This window comes from Pseudoalteromonas luteoviolacea S2607 (genome assembly GCF_001625575.1).
Lineage (GTDB): Bacteria > Pseudomonadota > Gammaproteobacteria > Enterobacterales > Alteromonadaceae > Pseudoalteromonas > Pseudoalteromonas luteoviolacea_E.
In genome coordinates this window covers 22,117-40,604 of record NZ_AUXV01000072.1, presented here as the reverse complement: position 1 = coordinate 40,604, position 18,488 = coordinate 22,117, and the positions used below count along the sequence as shown (strand labels likewise).

The 18,488-nt window shown below is 42.8% G+C and carries 19 protein-coding genes and 2 tRNA genes; 16 read left to right on the top strand and 5 right to left on the bottom strand.

The window, feature by feature from the left end; translation table 11 throughout:
• Nucleotides 1-9 precede the first annotated feature (9 nt).
• The 7 genes from miaA to N480_RS21855 all read left to right on the top strand — a co-directional run bounded on the left by miaA (nt 10) and on the right by N480_RS21855 (nt 6,937).
• Nucleotides 10-900 carry a tRNA (adenosine(37)-N6)-dimethylallyltransferase MiaA gene (gene miaA, locus N480_RS21885; protein WP_063374856.1) on the top strand — a complete coding sequence of 297 codons (891 nt, stop codon included), beginning with the start codon at nt 10-12 and terminating at the stop codon, nt 898-900.
• Between the two features lie 77 nt (nt 901-977).
• Nucleotides 978-1,241, top strand: a complete 264-nt coding sequence (gene hfq, locus N480_RS21880; RefSeq protein WP_039611821.1) for an RNA chaperone Hfq — start codon at nt 978-980, stop codon at nt 1,239-1,241.
• A 21-nt stretch (nt 1,242-1,262) separates the two neighbouring features.
• Complete coding sequence (hflX, locus tag N480_RS21875) at nt 1,263-2,552, top strand: ribosome rescue GTPase HflX (protein ID WP_063374565.1); 1,290 nt, start codon at nt 1,263-1,265, stop codon at nt 2,550-2,552.
• Nucleotides 2,553-2,643: 91 nt separating this feature from the next.
• A complete protein-coding gene (gene hflK, locus N480_RS21870) occupies nt 2,644-3,807 on the top strand; it encodes an FtsH protease activity modulator HflK (protein ID WP_063374564.1) in 1,164 nt (387 codons plus the stop codon).
• A 5-nt stretch (nt 3,808-3,812) separates the two neighbouring features.
• The gene (gene hflC, locus N480_RS21865) at nt 3,813-4,691 is read left to right on the top strand and encodes a protease modulator HflC (RefSeq protein ID WP_063374563.1); all 879 of its coding nucleotides are present in this window, start codon (nt 3,813-3,815) and stop codon (nt 4,689-4,691) included.
• A 184-nt stretch (nt 4,692-4,875) separates the two neighbouring features.
• On the top strand, nt 4,876-6,192 hold the full coding sequence (locus N480_RS21860) for an adenylosuccinate synthase (protein WP_063374562.1): 1,317 nt from the start codon (nt 4,876-4,878) through the stop codon (nt 6,190-6,192).
• A gap of 118 nt (nt 6,193-6,310) precedes the next feature.
• A complete protein-coding gene (locus tag N480_RS21855) occupies nt 6,311-6,937 on the top strand; it encodes a tetratricopeptide repeat protein (protein ID WP_063374561.1) in 627 nt (208 codons plus the stop codon).
• Nucleotides 6,938-6,941: 4 nt separating this feature from the next.
• Here the strand turns inward: N480_RS21855 and N480_RS21850 are convergent, their stop codons facing one another.
• Nucleotides 6,942-8,798, bottom strand: a complete 1,857-nt coding sequence (locus N480_RS21850) for a cation:proton antiporter (RefSeq protein WP_063374560.1) — start codon at nt 8,796-8,798, stop codon at nt 6,942-6,944.
• A gap of 260 nt (nt 8,799-9,058) precedes the next feature.
• Between N480_RS21850 and N480_RS21845 the strand changes: the two genes are divergently transcribed.
• Complete coding sequence (locus tag N480_RS21845) at nt 9,059-10,306, top strand: glutamate-5-semialdehyde dehydrogenase (RefSeq protein WP_063374559.1); 1,248 nt, start codon at nt 9,059-9,061, stop codon at nt 10,304-10,306.
• 11 nt (nt 10,307-10,317) lie between these two features.
• Here N480_RS21845 and N480_RS21840 read toward each other — a convergent pair.
• Nucleotides 10,318-10,393: transfer RNA gene (locus N480_RS21840), tRNA-Ala, on the bottom strand.
• Nucleotides 10,394-10,423: 30 nt separating this feature from the next.
• Nucleotides 10,424-10,499: transfer RNA gene (locus N480_RS21835), tRNA-Ala, on the bottom strand.
• A 128-nt stretch (nt 10,500-10,627) separates the two neighbouring features.
• Here N480_RS21835 and N480_RS21830 point away from each other — a divergent pair.
• Entirely contained in the window at nt 10,628-11,014 is a 387-nt protein-coding gene (locus N480_RS21830) for a hypothetical protein (RefSeq protein ID WP_063374558.1), read from the top strand.
• Nucleotides 11,011-11,514, top strand: a complete 504-nt coding sequence (locus N480_RS21825) for a prolyl-tRNA synthetase associated domain-containing protein (protein WP_063374557.1) — start codon at nt 11,011-11,013, stop codon at nt 11,512-11,514. The genes N480_RS21830 and N480_RS21825 overlap by 4 nt, the downstream gene beginning before the upstream one ends.
• Here the strand turns inward: N480_RS21825 and N480_RS21820 are convergent.
• Entirely contained in the window at nt 11,481-12,635 is a 1,155-nt protein-coding gene (locus N480_RS21820) for an MFS transporter (protein ID WP_063374556.1), read from the bottom strand. The genes N480_RS21825 and N480_RS21820 overlap by 34 nt on opposite strands.
• Before the next feature lie 254 nt (nt 12,636-12,889).
• Between N480_RS21820 and N480_RS21815 the strand changes: the two genes are divergently transcribed.
• From N480_RS21815 to N480_RS21800, 4 genes are all read left to right on the top strand, one after another.
• Complete coding sequence (locus N480_RS21815; protein ID WP_063374555.1) at nt 12,890-13,432, top strand: DUF2058 domain-containing protein; 543 nt, start codon at nt 12,890-12,892, stop codon at nt 13,430-13,432.
• A 118-nt stretch (nt 13,433-13,550) separates the two neighbouring features.
• Nucleotides 13,551-13,874, top strand: coding sequence for a c-type cytochrome (locus N480_RS21810; RefSeq protein WP_063374554.1), 324 nt, complete (start codon nt 13,551-13,553; stop codon nt 13,872-13,874).
• A 152-nt stretch (nt 13,875-14,026) separates the two neighbouring features.
• Nucleotides 14,027-14,794: a class II aldolase/adducin family protein gene (locus N480_RS21805; RefSeq protein ID WP_063374553.1), complete on the top strand. Its 768-nt coding sequence runs from the start codon at nt 14,027-14,029 to the stop codon at nt 14,792-14,794.
• A gap of 8 nt (nt 14,795-14,802) precedes the next feature.
• Complete coding sequence (locus tag N480_RS21800; RefSeq protein ID WP_063374552.1) at nt 14,803-15,978, top strand: mandelate racemase/muconate lactonizing enzyme family protein; 1,176 nt, start codon at nt 14,803-14,805, stop codon at nt 15,976-15,978.
• Between the two features lie 68 nt (nt 15,979-16,046).
• On the opposite strand, the gene suhB is transcribed toward N480_RS21800, so the two are convergent.
• A complete protein-coding gene (suhB, locus tag N480_RS21795) occupies nt 16,047-16,850 on the bottom strand; it encodes an inositol-1-monophosphatase (protein WP_063374551.1) in 804 nt (267 codons plus the stop codon).
• A gap of 183 nt (nt 16,851-17,033) precedes the next feature.
• On the opposite strand from suhB, the gene trmJ reads away from it, so the two are divergent.
• Both trmJ and iscR read left to right on the top strand, forming a co-directional pair.
• Nucleotides 17,034-17,771 carry a tRNA (cytosine(32)/uridine(32)-2'-O)-methyltransferase TrmJ gene (gene trmJ, locus N480_RS21790; protein WP_063374550.1) on the top strand — a complete coding sequence of 246 codons (738 nt, stop codon included), beginning with the start codon at nt 17,034-17,036 and terminating at the stop codon, nt 17,769-17,771.
• 203 nt (nt 17,772-17,974) lie between these two features.
• Entirely contained in the window at nt 17,975-18,466 is a 492-nt protein-coding gene (iscR, locus tag N480_RS21785; protein WP_063374549.1) for a Fe-S cluster assembly transcriptional regulator IscR, read from the top strand.
• Nucleotides 18,467-18,488: the final 22 nt, after the last annotated feature.

The following is an 18,488-nucleotide window of genomic DNA, read 5'->3' as shown; positions in this document are numbered from 1 at the left end:
ATCACCCTGATGGGCCCAACCGCAGCGGGAAAAACCGCTCTGGCTATTGAGCTGTGTAGGCAGTTGAACACCGAAATTATCAGTGTCGATTCTGCGCTTGTATATAAAGGGATGGATATAGGTACGGCAAAACCTGATCAGGAAGAGCTAGCACAAGCCCCGCACCACTTAATCGATTTGATAGATCCCCGAGAGAGTTATTCTGTGGCGGATTTTCGAAAAGATGCGATAGCATGTATTGATCGCCTTCATTCTCAAGGTAAAATCCCTGTGCTTGTAGGCGGCACAATGATGTATTTTAAGGGCTTAATAGATGGCTTATCGCCATTACCTGAAGCTTCTGCTAGCGTGCGAAAAGAACTTGAGCAGCAGGCCGATCAGGTAGGATGGCCAGCACTACATGCCCAGTTAATGGAAGTAGATCCACAGGCTGCGCAAAAAATCAGTGAAAATGATTCACAAAGGATAAATCGCGCACTTGAGGTCTATCGTATAACTGGAAAACCGATGTCTTTATTGCAAAAGGAGAAACAACCTCCATTGCCTTACGACTTTTATCAATTTGCTATCGCCCCCAGTGATCGTAAAATGCTGCATGAGCGAATTGAGAAAAGATTTAAAATAATGCTAGAACAAGGGTTTAAAAACGAAGTTTTGGCCTTATATAATCGAAAGGATTTACACCCAGACCTGCCTTCTATTCGATGCGTCGGATATAGGCAAATGTGGGATTATTTAGCCGGTGAATATGACTATGATGAAATGGTTTTCAGAGGTATCGCCGCAACCAGACAACTAGCAAAGCGACAGTTGACTTGGCTTCGGAGTTGGCCTGAGGTAACTTGGTTAGAAACCGGAGAGCAAGAAAACTTGCAACGAATTTTAAGTTCGCTAAGCTAATAGTAGTTGAACCAATATTTTGTTGATATTTTTTCAACTAACTCAACATAATAACACCTAGAACGAAGGATAAGAAAATGGCAAAAGGCCAATCGTTACAAGACCCATTTTTGAATGTCTTGCGTCGTGAGCGCATTCCAGTTTCAATTTTTTTAGTTAACGGCATCAAATTACAAGGTAAAATTCAGTCTTTTGACCAATTCGTGATTTTACTAGAAAATACCGTGAATCAAATGGTATACAAACATGCCATCTCAACAGTTGTTCCTGCAAGAGCTGTCAATTTCCAAAATACACAGGGAAATGAAGGTGCAGAACAAAACGAAGATGGTAATTTTTAATAGATATTAGGAGCATATTGCTTGTTTGACCGTTATGAAGCCGGCGAACAGGCAGTCTTAGTGCACATAGAATTTCCTAATGAAGGAGATCGTGAGGATCTGCAAGAATTGGAAATGCTAGTATCTTCTGCTGGTGTTAGTAGTGTGGCGGTTGTGCAAGGCAGCCGTCAGGCACCTCACCCCAAACTGTTTGTCGGAACGGGTAAAGCGGAAGAGATTGCCGAGATTGTCAGAACTTATAAAGCAGACGTCATTATATTTAATCACCAACTCAGTCCTTCTCAAGAACGTAACTTAGAGCGTGTCTGCCGTTGTCGTGTTTTGGACCGAACTACACTTATTTTAGATATATTTGCGCAGCGTGCTCGCACGCATGAAGGTAAATTGCAAGTTGAGCTTGCGCAGTTGAGACACATTTCAACTCGATTGATAAGAGGTTGGACTCACCTAGAGAGACAAAAAGGTGGGATAGGTTTACGAGGGCCAGGTGAAACTCAGCTAGAGACGGATCGCCGTTTACTTAGAGATAGAATTAAGAGTATTCGCAAGCGTTTAGATAAAGTCTCGGTCGTGCGTGAGCAAGGGCGTAGAGCGAGAAGCCGAAATGAGATCCCCACAGTATCATTGGTGGGTTATACCAACGCTGGTAAATCTACGCTTTTCAACCGAATTACAAACTCTGACGTCTACGCCGCTGACCAATTGTTTGCAACTCTTGACCCGACATTGCGAAAACTAGAAATTGAGGATGTTGGTGCCGTAATACTTGCAGATACGGTTGGGTTTATTCGGCACTTGCCACATGACCTCGTAGCAGCATTTAAAGCGACGTTGACAGAAACAAGAGAAGCGGACTTGCAACTGCACGTTGTTGATGTGGCCGATCATAGAAGAAAAGAGAATATAGAACAGGTACAATCGGTTCTAGAAGAGATTGAAGCGGATGAAATTCCGCAGCTGCTGGTATATAACAAAATTGATTTAGTAGAAGAGATCCAACCAAAAATTGATAGAGATGAAGATGGCATGCCGATTAGAGTTTGGCTTTCCGCTCAAGCCAATCAAGGCATAGAGTTACTGTCTCAAGCAATATCGGAGTTACTGGCAAAAAAAATGTTTAGTAATCGCCTGATATTGCCTCCAGCTTTTGGCAAACTGCGCGGTGCGCTATTTAACCTGAATGCGGTTAATCATGAAAGCTACGATGAGCAAGGTAACTGGCTGTTAGATGTTCGCCTCCCTCAAGCTGATTGGGAGCGTCTTAAAAAAGAGCAAGGGCCAGAAATTGAGCAGTTTATCGCTCAAAGTTGAAAAAATTACGAATTCACCCCAATTCTCTATTAGAATGTGGTGAATTTTGATAGATTAAATTTAATTCATTTTATAACAATGGAGTATAGCTATGGCCTGGAACGAACCGGGTAATAATGGCAATGATAACGACCCATGGAAAAACCGTGGTGGGCGAGATCAAGGGCCACCTGATCTGGACGAGGTATTCCGTAAGTTCAACAATAAGTTTGGCGGTATATTTGGTGGTAAGCCAGGTAATAACAAAGGCGGACTTGGCGGTGCAGGAGTCACCTTTATTTTCATTATTGCGCTAATTGTATGGGCGTTAAGTGGTATTTATACCGTAAAAGAAGCTGAACGAGGTATCGTACTTCAGTTTGGTAAATTTGACCGAATTGCTGAGCCAGGCTTACGTTGGAAAATGACCTTCGTTGAACGTGTTATTCCTATCGACATCGAAGCGGTACGTTCTTTGTCTGCCTCTGGTTTCATGCTGACTGAAGATGAAAACGTTGTGAGCGTTGAGTTTGAAGTTCAGTATCGAGTTGTTGATCCTACTCTATACCGTTTCAGCGTGACAGATGCCGATCACAGCTTACAACAGGCGCTAGACAGTGCACTGCGTTATGTAGTTGGTCACTCTAGAATGGACCAAGTTTTAACAACTGGTCGTGAACAAGTTCGTCAACGTACTTGGGATGAGCTGAATAAAATCATTGAACCATACAATCTTGGTTTGATTGTGACGGATGTCAACTTCAAAGACTCAAGACCGCCAGCAGAAGTAAAAGATGCATTTGATGATGCAATTGCGGCGCAAGAAGATGAAGAGCGTTTCATTCGTGAAGCAGAAGCATACGCGAGAGAAATTGAGCCGCGTGCGCGTGGTCAAGTTACGCGTATGACGCAAGAAGCTGAAGCATATAAAGAGCGCATCATGCTTGAAGCACAGGGTGAAGTAGCACGATTTGAAAAGCTACTACCTGAATATGCAGCAGCGAAAGAAGTGACTCGTGAGCGTCTGTACATTGAAACAATGGAAGAAATTTTAGGACGCAGTTCTAAAGTCATTGTGGATGTAAAAGGTGGCAATAACATGATGTATTTACCACTAGATAAGATCATGCAGCAATCTCAGTCGTCTTCAGCGGTTACTCTGCCAAGCAGAAACGACATTAATCAATTGCGTCAGTCATTAGGCCAGTCACGAAATAGCACCGTGAACAGTGGCAACGACCGCTTTTCGCAAGATCGTTTTAACAGTGGGAGATAATATTGATGAGAAATTTTAGCTTTGTCTTATTGATACTAGGCGGCCTGCTGGCTTTTTCTTCGGTATTTGTGGTAACCGAAGGACAAAGAGCAATCGTGATGTTATTCAGTAAGGTGCAAAAAGACAGCCAAGACAATGCGGTTGTTTATGAGCCTGGTTTACATTTTAAGGTGCCATTTTTCAGTCAGGTACGCCATCTTGATGCGCGTATTCAAACGCTGGACGGTGCGCCTGATCGCTTTGTAACAAGTGAGAAAAAAGACCTTATCGTTGACTCGTTTGTAAAGTGGCGTGTAAGTGACTTTTCAAACTTCTACCTACGTGCTCGTGGTGATAAGCAATACGCTGAAACACTGCTTCAGCAAAAGGTGAATAACGGCTTGAGAACAAACTTTGGTTCAAGAACTATTAAAGAGATTGTGTCAGGCGAGCGTAGCGAGTTGATGCTAGAAGCTTTGGCACAAGCCTCTGAGAGTGCTCAGGAGCTGGGTATTGAAGTATTGGACGTACGTGTTAAGCAAATTAACCTGCCTAACGAAGTAAGTAACTCTATTTTCCAACGTATGCGTGCTGAACGTACTGCTGTGGCGAAAGAGCACCGTTCAGAAGGTCAGGAAAAAGCAGAGACTATTCGTGCAGAAGTTGACCGCCGTGTTACGGTTATGCTGGCGGATGCAGAGCGAAATGCACGAACAGTTCGAGGTGAAGGTGATGCTGAAGCTGCGAATATCTACGCGCAAGCTTACAATAAAGATCCTGAGTTCTTTGGCTTTATTCGCTCACTAGAAGCGTACAAAAAGACTTTCACCAGCAAGAGTGATGTCATGGTACTTTCGCCGGACAGTGAGTTCTTTGATTACATGAAGCAAAAGCAGGCTCAGTAATTGAACCTGAGTTTGTAATTGATAATTTATTAAAAAGCCCATCATTTGATGGGCTTTTTTGTATTTAATTCAATCGTTTTTGAAAGATATCAATTTGGCTGAAGAAAAATCATCCGAAACAGGGTGATTTTCACCTCGCTTTTCTGGTAAAATCTGCGCCTAATTTTTTCTAAGTGATATTGCAATGGGTAAAAACGTCGTTGTATTAGGCACCCAATGGGGTGACGAAGGTAAAGGTAAGGTTGTAGACCTACTAACAGATAAAGCTTCTCTAGTTGTTCGCTATCAAGGTGGACACAATGCTGGGCACACTTTGGTTATCAATGGTGAGAAAACGGTATTGCACCTAATTCCATCTGGCATCTTACGTGATAACGTAAAATGTGTAATCGGTAACGGTGTAGTATTGGCACCTGATGCTTTAATGAAAGAAGTTAACATGCTTGAAGAGCGCGGCGTACCAGTACGTGAGCGTCTACTGATCAGTGAAGCATGTCCTCTAATTCTTCCTTACCATGTTGCACTAGACCAAGCTCGTGAGCTTGCTCGAGGCAATAAAGCTATTGGTACAACTGGACGTGGTATCGGTCCTGCATACGAAGATAAAGTCGCTCGTCGTGGTCTTCGCGTTGGTGACTTATTCAACCCAGAGCAATTCGCAGCTAAGCTTAAAGAAGTGATTGAATACCATAACTTCTCACTTGAGCACTACTATAAAGTTGAGCCTGTTGACTTCCAGAAAACGTACGATGACGCAATGGAAATTGCTGAAATCCTTAAATCAATGGTTGTTGACGTAACAGAGCTACTTGATCAGACGCGTGAAAAAGGTGACAACATCCTATTTGAAGGTGCACAAGGTACGCTTCTAGATATCGACCACGGTACATACCCGTACGTAACGTCGTCAAACACGACCGCAGGTGGTGTAGCGACAGGTGCTGGTTTTGGCCCTCTAAACCTTGATTACGTGCTTGGTATCGTGAAAGCGTACACAACACGTGTTGGTTCAGGTCCTTTCCCTACTGAGTTATATGACGGCGTAGACAAGCAAGACCCAGTTGGTAAACACCTTGGCGAGAAAGGTCATGAGTTCGGTGCAACAACAGGTCGCTTGCGTCGTACTGGTTGGTTTGACGCGGTTGCTATGCGCCGTGCAGTGCAAATCAACAGCATTACAGGTTTCTGCTTAACTAAACTTGACGTTTTAGATGGTATTGAAACTATCAAGATCTGTACTGGTTATCAGTTAGAAGATGGCACGGTTACAAACGTGACGCCACTTGCTGCTGAAGGTTACGAGAAGGTAACACCAGTATATGAAGAGATGCCAGGCTGGAGCGAAAATACGTTTGGTGCAACTTCAGTTGAACAGTTACCAGAAGCTGCGATTAACTACATCAAGCGCTTAGAAGAAATTACCGGTGTACCAATCGATATTATCTCGACAGGTCCAGACCGCGTAGAAACAATGATTGTTCGCAACCCATTCGGCGAATAATTAAAGAAAAGCTGCTTCGGCAGCTTTTTTTGTGTTTAATTATACTAATATGAATACATGGTTTAACTTGGTACAATTTTTGTATCTTCTAGTTAGGTCTAACAGTGTTTGCTAAAGTATGATGACGACAAAACTACGAAATATCTTTTTTCTCATTAGTGTGGCTTTTTCTTGCAGTTCACTGGCTAGTGAGCAGATTGAAGCGGTGCCCCTTTACACTCAAGATGAGTTGATAACACTCATTAACGATAATGCCCACCTAAAACGCGTTAAAGACGACGACTGTCAATTGGTCCAAGATATTGAAGCCAGAGCTGAGATCATGGGGTTACCCTCATATCAGTTTTTATATGGCGATATGCTGGCTTATGCAGTATGTGTGGAGCAAGATGTCGAACTCGGTTTGTACTACATACGCCAAGCTGCTCAGCAGGGGCTAGCAGCAGCGTTGGAGCAGCTTGGTCGCTACTACGATGTGGGTCAGCTAGTGCAGGCAGACAAAGCAATGGCAATTGTTTACCTAAGAGAAGCGGCAGCACTTGGTAATTTAAATGCTCAGCTGCGCTTGGTCGGTCTATTCAACAAAGGTTATGGTAGTCCTCGCGATTATGAAGATGCCTACCGCTGGTTGTTTCATGCTGTCGTAGCTGACAAAGAGGTTCATCAAAAAATTGAACGCTCACTTTCACAGCTAGGAGAAAAAATGCCCGCCAGTGTAATTAAACGGGCACGTTTACCAAACTAGCTGACTAGCTACTTAGCTTTTCGCCAATAGACGCTTCTTTGATTGCAGGGTCTTTTAGGATAGACATTTTAGGTGGCTGCAATGCCAATATTTTGTCACCTTGCTCGGGCAGCTTTTTGTCGTCTGATGTAAATGGCCTTACAGAAAGGGGGTCGTCTTCTTTTTTCTGCTCAGAGATTATAAAGAGCGGAATGGCCTCCTTATTCACTTCCAAATATTGTTCCCAACTGAACTCTTCAGACAGCTTAGTTGCACTTACTTTCCCGCCTTTTGCCATTAAGCTGCTTAACTTGGCGTAGTTTCCTGTTTCTCCAAAGAGTATTTGCCGCGACAAAAACGTCGCGCTGTCTTTATTGGCCTTGGCGTGATTAGTGGATGATTTCAGTGAATACACGCTTTCTTCATCCAGTAAGTGAGAAAAATACTGAACACCTAGTGCGTTATGGTGCCTATTGGGGGAAAGTGCCAACACGGAGCGTAAACTTGTCAGTGGAAGGTAGCGCTCGGCATGTTCAGATTGAGGGTTGCCATAATAACAGGGCAGTCCATCCATTCTCGCCATTTTGCAGTTTTCCCAAGCGGGATCAGAGAGATAAACATCTATATTTTGCTCTTTGAGACCGCAGGCAATTGCTCTGGCAACATGGTTTGCACCAATGATGAGTAAAGTGCTTGGGCATGGTTGCCTGACGCCAAGCAGCCGTGCCAACGGGGTCGCTGTGAGACTTTGTAATATGACTGTGACAATAATGACCGTAAAAATAAGAGGCACCATTTTCTCAGCATCTGGTGTACCTGATTGAGCCATGCTCAATGCAAATACAGAGCCGACTGCTGCTGCAACAATGCCTCGTGGGGCAATCCAAGCAAGCATTAATCGAGATTTCAGAGGTATATCACTATTAAATGTTGAAACCGCTATACTCAGGGGCCTTGCAACGAACAGGACAATGGCCAAAAACCAAAATATACCGCTGTCTAGCATCAGTAGCTCTTCAACTTTCAGACGAGCGGCAAGCAGAATAAATAGACTTGAAATTAATATCATTGAGAGATCTTCTTTAAACTCAAGCACAGCATCAATTTCTAAGTCATCTTGATTTGCCAGCCAAATACCAAACACAGTAACAGCAAGTAGCCCTGACTCGTGGTATAAGTGATTAGACAGAGTGAAACTCATTAACACGAGTGCGAGTATACCGAACTTGTGTAATTCGAATGGCAGCCACTCTTTTCGAATGATGTAACTTGTAAACCAGCCTGAGACTATGCCGACACTTAAGCCAATTCCCAGTGTTGATAGTAGCGCCATCAAGGTGTGGCTAAACACACCGTCTTTATCGACAAGGCTTACCGCTTCAAAGACTAAAACTGCGAATAGCGCGCCAATTGGGTCGATTACGATACCCTCCCAACGCAATATTCGGTCAATATCCTTTGTTGGCCGCATCGCATTTAACATGGGCGCAATAACGGTTGGGCCTGTAACGACCAAAACGGCACCTAACACAGCGGCCACTCGCCAATCTAACTCTAAAATATATATGGCACAGGTTGTTATAATAACAAATGTTGTAAGCATACCAATCGAGCAGAGGTTTCGCACTACCTTCCCTATCCCCTTGAGCTCTCGAAAGTGCAGGGTAAGCGAACCTTCAAATAATATAATTGCCACGGACAATGAAACAACAGGAAACAGCAGCTCACCAAGCAGCTTATCAGGGTCTAAAACGCCAGATACAGGACCAAGCATTAATCCGGTCAGCAATAAAAATAAAATAGCAGGTACTCGCACAACCCACGCGAGCCATTGAGCAATCACAGAGCACACGGCAATTGCCGCAATAAAAATAGCTGACATAAACTCTCCAGCTTAGGTAGCGTATTGAATATTAGTATAGTGGTAGCCTCGTTATATCATAGTAAATAAGTCAAAAAAGAGAATAAACGCTTAAAAAATAGATAACTTTTCTGAGACTTCGTCTGTTTACCCTCCATGCCCTCAAAACGCTGAGGTAGTAATATTCGCTTTACCCAATGGAAGGTTCTTGCTTATTATCAAGAAGCAGAAGCCAACCGGCGCTTCTGTCGAAAATCAGTACTAGGAATGAGAGGGTAATAATGACACTGATAAAAGCGCTTACTAAAAAAGCTGCAACGGCTGCAAAGCAACTTGCTATTTTGAGTACAGAGCAAAAAAATGCAGTTTTGCTAGAAATTGCGAATGCTTTACGCGAACAGTCCGAGAATATTTTAAAAGCGAACAAACAGGATTTAGAGGCTGCGACACACAACCACCTTAGCGCAGCAATGATAGATAGGCTAACACTGACTACAGAGCGCGTGAACGAGATGGCGAAGGGGGTTGAGCAGATTGCAAGCTTACCAGATCCTGTTGGTGCTCTGAGAGAGTTAGGGCAACAGCCTAGTGGGATCATGGTACGAAAGATGCGCGTACCTTTAGGTGTGATTTGCATGATTTATGAGGCTCGTCCAAATGTTACAGCGGATGCAGGTGCACTGTGCTTTAAGTCTGGCAATGGTGTCATCTTACGAGGTGGTAAAGAAGCTCTAAATAGCGCCATGGCGATTGCACAGGTAATGCATCAAGTGCTGAATAAATTTGACTTGCCAGCGGAATTGATCACGGTTGTACCTGATCCGGATAGAGCACTTCTTTTAGAACTTATGCAGCAAAAAAACGATATTGATTTGATTATTCCTCGAGGCGGTGAGGGATTAATTGAGTTTGTAACGCATAATAGTGCCATTCCAGTAATTCAGCATTTTAAAGGTGTATGCCATTTATATGTAGACGTTGAGGCCAATCTCGATATTGCCATGCAACTGCTACTCAATGGAAAAACGCAACGAACTGGTGTGTGTAATGCGCTAGAGGGGTTGATTGTACATCGCGACGTAGCGAATGCTTTTTTACCAAAGGTAAATGCAGCCTTTGATAAAGCAAAGGTACGTGTCAATGCATGTGAACGTGCCGCGACTTTCTTTGAGGAGGCAAATATATTGTCTGAAAGCGAATTCGGAGAAGAGTATTTAGGCCTTGAGATTGCAGTGCGTATTGTTGATGACTTTGCGGCGGCGCTAGCACATATTGATCAATTTGGTAGTCATCATACGGAAGTTATCTGTACTCAGAATTCGCAAACGGCAGCCCAATTTCAAATGCGAGTGGATGCATCGGTTGTAATGGTAAATGCTTCTTCACGCTTTAGCGACGGTGGTCAACTTGGATTAGGCGCAGAAATAGGGATTGCGACAACAAAGCTTCATGCTTATGGGCCAATGGGTCTTGAATCTTTAACAACGGAAAAATACTTAGTTGAAGGTAAAGGGCAGATTAGAACTTAAAGAAGTAAAAGTGGTGGAGCTAAGCAGGATCGAACTGCTGACCTCCTGCGTGCAAGGCAGGCGCTCTCCCAGCTGAGCTATAGCCCCACTTTACTTGGGAAATATCGCAAAAGAAGTTGGTGGAGCTAAGCAGGATCGAACTGCTGACCTCCTGCGTGCAAGGCAGGCGCTCTCCCAGCTGAGCTATAGCCCCAACATGTCTTTCGGACGAGGCGCAATTTAAATATTTTTCGCTGCCACGTCAAGTTTTTTTGCTAAAAAATTTTCTTACAAGTGGTTTGGGCTTTGATACACTGAGACAAATTTTAAGTTAGGAAGATTATGAAGCGCTTATTAATTTTGCTTTTATCCAGTTTTATCGTAGCTTGCACAACTGTGCCTGAAGAGGCATTTGAAGTAGAAAAGCAAACCTTACACAAAAGAACAAACGACAAAGGTGAGGCCGAATTTGCGTTCATTGTCACAGTGAAAGCAACGCCGCGAATGGAATTGGCAAAAAATAAACCGGTATCAAAAAAAGAACTGAAGGAGTTTGCCGAGTTTAAACGAGTAGAAGAGTCACCAGAGTTAAAGTTGGCACTTGAAGAGTCTGCGGTCGAACTTTTGGAACAAACGTTAAAAGAAGAATCTTATTGTCAGGCAGGCTACAACATAGATAATGTATACTGGCGTCAGCGCAGTGTTCAATTAAGAGGGCACTGTTTGTGACCTTTCCTTCCTACACTGTCATAGAACAGAGCTTAAAAGCGCTGGATATTACTTATTTAAGTTATGAACACCCGCCATTGGCCAATTGCGATGTAGCAAAAAGCATTGGCTTAGAGCGCGAAGGTGTGGGTCTAAAAAATTTATTTTTAAGAGATAATTATGGAAAACGTCACTTCCTCTTGATTACCTTCGCCCAAAAACAACTAGATTTGAAGGCACTGTCAAAACAGCAAGGGGTATCTAGACTCGGGTTTTGTTCTACAGAGCGGTTGGCTAAGTTTTTAAAAGTTAAGCCCGGATGTGTCTCTGCGTTGGCTATTGGAAATGATGTAGAGCATCAAGTAGAGTTATGGCTTGATAAAGAGTTAGCAGATTGCCCTCTTTGGCAGTGTCACCCTTTCGAAAATGATAAAACTTGGGTACTTCATTTGGATGACTTGCACAAATTTTGGCATCAAACAGGTCATCAACCTTGTTGGGTTGCACTGCCTACACGGTGATTAAGGCAAATTAAATAGCCGCCCAACATACAGACAAGCAGTAACCCGAGTAAAAACAACCCGAGCCCAAATACCTGATAAATAAGGCCCGGTAAAAATGACCCTAGCGCACCGCCACTATAGTAAAAAGATACATAAGCGCCGTTTGTTACGCTTGCGTGTGCAGAGCTTATCTCGTTGGCTAAAGGAGCTGCGCTGGCATGAATAATAAACATGCAAGCGCAAAAGAACGTGAAAGAAACGATAAATACATTCAAGTTTTGCCACTGCATTGCAGCCAATGTAATACTGTAAACACAAAATACGGTACTGAGTACAACCCAGTTATTGTTATGTAGTTTGTTTAGAAAGGGGGTGCAAAGGGAAATTAATGCACCTACTAAATATCCGCTGTATACCCAACCAATGAGCTTGGGATCTTTCAAGCCGTATTCATTGCTGAGAATAAAAGGCAGGTAGTTTAAAAGTGCAGAAAAACAAAAAAACATACAGAATACGGCACAGTACAGACGCAATAAAGATCGTTGCTTAAGTGGGCGCAAATAATCCAATGGGGAAGATAACGGTGATTTTGTGGTGTGTAGGTCTTGCGTTTGATTGGGTTTGATCAACATAGCAAATAATATTAACAACGTAGCATTTAATAGGTAAAAGCTCTCCCAGTTCCACCATGCAGCAAAGTTTGCAGCGAGTACCCTACCAAAATATCCGCCAACAATGGTGCTTCCAACATACCATGTCATGTTTTTTCTCAGGCATTGCCCTTGCCAAGTTTGGCTTATGTAGCTCGTCATAGCTGTTAATGCCGCAGGCAGCAGTAAACCCTCGACAAAGCGTAATAGCAAGAAGAGTTCAAAGTGTTGTTGAATAGAAATAAGTGCAGAACATAGTGCCAGCAGCAGCATGGTAATTTTGAGTACTTTCAACTTTGAGTAATTAGCCAGTAACAGCCCATAGCAGATTGGCGCAACTGCTAAAGGCAGCATTGTAACAGTCATTAATAAGCCTGTCTTAGCGGGCGTTATGGCATATTGCTGAGCGAATTGCGCAAGCAGTGGCTGTGGTGCATAGAGCACAAAAAATGTAACCACGGAGCAAAGCATTAGATGAAATATCGACATTCTTATTCTTTCAGTAAAATTACCAATCTAATTATCTACTTTTGACGCAATAAATCTGCATATATGTAATAAAAACTTGTTGTGCATCATAAATTTTATTCTTCACTTTGGTAGATTTTATGCCGAGGTTCGATTTAAAAAGCAAAAAAACCATCAAAGTGTATTTAAACTTGCAGTCAGTTGGTGAAATTGTTTAGAGATTTACTAATTTTTTTATTAAAATGGCTGCAAGTTTAGATTGATGGAGTGGCATTATGGGTTCTCTACAGGATCAGCTTTTAAAAGCAGGCTTGACGACCGAGCACAAGATGAAAGTCGCTAAAACGGAAAAGCGCAAACAACAGAAAAAGAAGAAAAAGAAAGGCGCGACTAGCGACAAAACGGATCTGCAAAAACATATAGAGCAGACAAAACTCGCACAGCAACAAAAAGCTGAAGCGTTAAATAAAGCAAAGCAAGATGACTTGAAAGAGCGTGAGCAAGTTGCTCGCGTTAAGCAAATCTTAGAGCACCATAACCAAGATGAAATTAAGGGCGACAGAACATTTAATTTCACTTACGAAAGCAAAATTAAAGAGCTGGATGTAAACGAAAAAACTCAGCAAGCTTTGTCAAAAGGGCGATTGGCAATATGTGTGCTTGAAGGACAGTTTTATGTTCTAGAAGATGAGCCAGCTAGAAAAGTTGCAGAAGTAGACGAAAAGTACATTGTTTTCCATGTTGAAGACAATGCTAACCAAGTTGATGAAGACGACCCGTATGCAGGATATGAAGTTCCTGACGATTTGACTTGGTAAATTGATTAGCTCGTTTCTTTTATTGGTTAAGTTTGCTTTCTAATCTGGATAAGTAATTGTGTAGAGGAGCATTTGGTCTACTACACTGGTTAAATAACCGTCAAATAAGAGAAACGATATGACTAAACTAAAGCAATTCGTAATCGCGTCCGGCATAGCAACCATCACTTTATTTTCAGGCACCGCTGCGGCTGCCGATGGTAAAGCTTTGTATACAGCAAAACTCTGTCAAACTTGCCATGGAGCTGAAGGCAAAGCACCTATTATGCCGTTATATCCTAAAGTGAATGGGCAAAGTAAAGAGTATTTGCTGGCTCAAATGAAGGACATCAAATCAGGTAAAAGGAGCAATGGCATGTCTGCGGCGATGAAAGCAATGGTTGCCAATGTTTCTGATGCTGAATTAACAGCGATAGCTGAGTATCTATCAACAGTCAAATAAGCTGTTCGTTTATTTAAAAAAGCCACCGTTTTAGGTGGCTTTTTAGTTGTTAATTAAATAGCGTAGAGCTTACTATGCGTATTGAACTATTTTTTTATGTGATTTAGACTTCTATACATCTAAAATCACCATGGCGGACTTAAGGAGCCAAGATGTTTGAACTACCTGAATTGAATTTAAAAGGTAAGGTAAGCGAAGAAGAGTGGCAATTGCGCGTTGATCTCGCAGCCTGTTATCGCTTGGTTGAGCATTTTCGTTGGGGTGACTTAATATATACACATATGTCTGCGAGGTTACCGGGAACAGAGCACTACCTTGTAAATGCGTTCGGCCTCAGTTTTGACGAAGTGACTGCGTCTAATCTTGTTAAAGTCGATCTACAAGGTAACATCCTTGACGATACGCCATTTGAAATTAACCCTGCTGGATTTACTATCCACAGTGCGATACATGAAGTGCGCGAAGATGCTCACTGTGTGATCCACTTACACACAAAAGAGACGATTGCTGTGGCTAGTTTAGAAGGCGGTTTACAGCCTCTTAGCCAGCATAGCATGTTCTCGCTTCCTTCTTTGTCATACCATGGCTATGAAGGATTGGCTGTAAATGATGATGAGAAAGCAAGGCTACAAGCAGACCTGGGCAATACCAATCATATGTTGTTAATAAACCATGGTGGGTTAACTGTTGGACCGACGGTAGGCGATGCTTTCATGCGCTTTTATGATTTGCAAAGAGCATGCGAAATTCAAGTTGCCATTTTGGCAACTGGCCAACCTGCAATTCCGGTTCCTCAGCCTATTCAAGATAATATTTATAATCAAGCTAAGGTTGTACACAGTGGAAGTACTGGTGGTCAATTGGCTTGGCCTGCAATGCTCAGAAAAGCGCACCGCTTAGATCCTGGCTTTGCTCAATAGGAGTCAAAATGAAAGTAAATCGCGTCGAAGTATTTGATATTCATTGTCCAGATAGACCTGCTTGGACCCCTGTATTTATCCGTATTCATACGGACGAAGGTATTTCCGGGGTTGGCGAGGCAGGGCTTGCGTATGATTTAGGACACAGCGCAGCTGCAAGCATGATTAAAGAGATGGCCGAAGCATTTCTAATCGGTCATGATCCATTTCAAACGGAGCTGCTTTGGTCACGTATGTTGCGTGAAAGCTTCTGGGGACTTGGCGGTGGGCCTGTTGTCTATGCAGCAATGAGCGCCATTGATACTGCGCTTTGGGACATCAAAGGCAAGGCACTTAACCTACCTGTTTACCAACTACTAGGTGGTAAAGTGAACCCAGAGTTGCGCACTTATGCCTCTCAGTTACAGTTTGACTGGGACAGTGAGTTCAAAGCTCTTGTGCAGCCGCATGAATACGCTGAAGCAGCACATAAAGCGCTTGCAGAAGGCTATGACGCAGTTAAAGTTGACCCTATCATGTATGATAAAGATGGGAATACTTACTATGACCGCACAAAGCTGATTTCTCGCGCAGAAATGAAGTTATATCGTGAGCGTATGAAAGCAATTCGTGAAGCTGTTGGCGATGAAGTGGATATCATTTTTGAATGTCACAGTTTACCAGGTGCGACTTCTGCAATTCAAATCGCTGAAATCGCAGAAGAGTTTGATTGCATGTACTACGAAGAGCCGGTGAACTATCTTAACCACTCATTACATGCAAAAGTTGCGAACAAAACTGCCGTGCCAATAGCCGGTGGTGAGCGACTTTACAACCGTTGGGATGTACGTCCGTATTTTGAAGACCAAAGCATCGATGTATTACAACCCGATATTGGCCTGTGCGGTGGGTTTACAGAAACTAAAAAAGTGTGTGATTACGCGGACATTTTCGATATTAGAATACAGGCCCATGTTTGTGGTGGCCCAGTTGCAACAGCTGCCTCATTACACCTTGAAAGTGCCATTCCAAACTTTTTGATTCACGAGCACCATACTTACGCAATTAAAAAGTGGAATAGAGAGCTGTGTTTGCAAGATCCACAGCCTAAAAACGGCATCTTTAAAGTGTCAGAAGAGCCTGGTATCGGCATTGAACTGAATGATGAAGTTGTAATGCGTTCGCAACGCGTTGAAATCAAATAGTCTTTAATAGCATGAAATAAAAAACCCAGGCATGGCCTGGGTTTTTTATTTCAAAGTCGCTATCAAACTTATTTTAGTAATGACTCAGTCAATACTGGGCGGATTTCTTTTACAATCGCCTGACAAAGTTTTGGTGCACCACACACAATGTTACCGCTGTTGTTGTAGTTAGCGCCACCTGCAAAGTCCATAAGCATACCGCCAGCTTCTTTTACAAGTAGTTCGCCAGCTGCTGTGTCCCAAGGTTTTAGACCAATCTCATAGAATCCATCAATACGTCCAGCCGCTACGTATGCCATATCTAATGCCGCAGAACCAGCACGACGGATATCAGCTGTGTGGATAAATAGGGCTTTAAATGCTTCTGTGTATGCATCCAAATGGTGCTTTTGCTTGAATGGGAAGCCTGTTGCCAATACGCTGCCAGCAAGTTCATTGCTTTTAGTAACACGAATACGTTTGCTGTTTAGCTGAGCACCTTGACCACGAGAAGCGGTGAATAGCTCACTGCGAATTGGATCGTAAATTACTGCCTGCTCAACGCGGCCTTTAACTTTTAATGCGATAGACACCGCGAAATGAGGAATGCCCTTGATGAAGTTAGTTGTGCCATCAAGTGGGTCAATAACCCAAAGGTAATCATTATCTTTGCCATCAGTGTGGCCTAGCTCTTCTCCAACGATTGCGTGGTCAGGGTAAGATTTTAGAATAGTTTCACGGATCACACGTTCAGCTTCTGTATCTACACTTGTTACGAAGTCGTTAGTACCCTTTTGGGCTGCTTCAACTTGAGACAAATCTTCACATGCACGTAAGATCACTTTACCCGCGTTACGCGCAGCGCGTACCGCAATGTTTAACATTGGATGCATAGCATTACCTTTGAATTGTAAAAGAACTAAATTTTTTGAGCCGGCGTATTCTAGCGATTTTCAAGATAAAGTAAATAACTTTCAGTGAATAATTTTGGTGTTTTTTTATACAGACGTGGTGATGGTATCGTTCTATGCCCCTATGTTAAACTAGGCCATTATTTTTGTCTGAGATAAACAAGCATGGCATTACAAGATATTAGAATTGTACTTGTGAACACTTCACACTCTGGAAATATTGGTTCGGTTGCACGCGCAATGAAAACAATGGGCTTCTCACAGCTCTATTTAGTTGACCCCGCGTGTGAGGTCGATAGTCATGCCAGCGCGTTGGCAGCAGGCGCAACGGATGTACTTGGCAGTGCCGTAACTGTTGACAAATTAGAAGATGCCATTGCTGATTGTAGTTTAGTTATTGGCACCAGTGCACGCTCTCGCACTTTGTCATGGCCAATGGTAGATCCAAGAGAATGTGCACAGAAGCTAGTCGCTGAGTCAGCTTCTGGACCTGTAGCGCTAGTATTTGGTCGCGAGAATAGCGGATTAACTAATGAGGAGTTACAGTTGTGTAACTATCACGTGTGTATCCCTGCAAATCCTGAATACAGCTCTCTGAATTTGGCTATGGCAGTTCAGACGTTGACATATGAAACACGTATGACCTTTTTAGATACTCAAGATACGCAACCTGAAGAAGACGATACTAAATACCCAACTTCAGAGCAGATGGAGTTATTCTACGAGCACTTAGAGTCGACACTCAGTGAGACTGGGTTTATCGTGAAACAGCATCCAGGCATGGTGATGACTAAATTAAAGCGTTTGTTTAATCGTGCAAGGCCAGAAGATCAAGAATTGAACATCCTCAGAGGTATTCTTAGCTCTGTAAACAAATCTACCAAACAGAACGATAAAGATTAATTAGTTTCATCACGGTAATACTTGACTAAATTACTCGGGTAATTACAATGTCCATAATACCTGATTAAATTAGTCAGGTATTATGGAAATAAGTGCTGAGTAAGTAGTAACTTATTTTATAAGCAATAGATGTCGTTAATACTTGACTATCTTAGTCAGGTAATTACAATTTGCGACTTTGATAATTTTACCTAGAGGCGCGTATGAAACTGACTTCAAAAGGCAGGTATGCAGTAACAGCAATGCTGGATGTTGCTTTGCACGCCAACATCGGTCCTGTGCCTCTGGCTGATATTTCTGAAAGACAAGAAATATCTCTATCATATCTTGAACAATTATTCGCACGGTTACGTAAGCATGGACTGGTAAGCTCAGTCAGAGGTCCTGGTGGTGGTTATTTATTGGGTCGTGACGCACACACAATCTCTGTCGGAGATGTGATAAACGCTGTAGACGAATCAGTAGACGCAACTCGCTGTCATGGCGAAGGGGGCGGGTGTCAAAGCGGTATGCGTTGCTTGACTCACACTTTGTGGTCAGATCTCAGCGTGCGAATAGAAGAGTTTTTAAATAGTATTTCCCTTGCCGAGCTAGTCGCCAACTCTGATGTGCAATCAGTTGCATCACGTCAGGACAGAAGCGTTAGCGATGCGATGAAGCAATTAGATAATATTCAAGTGAGTTGCCAACTTTAAATTGGCGTCAAGCGGAGAAAGA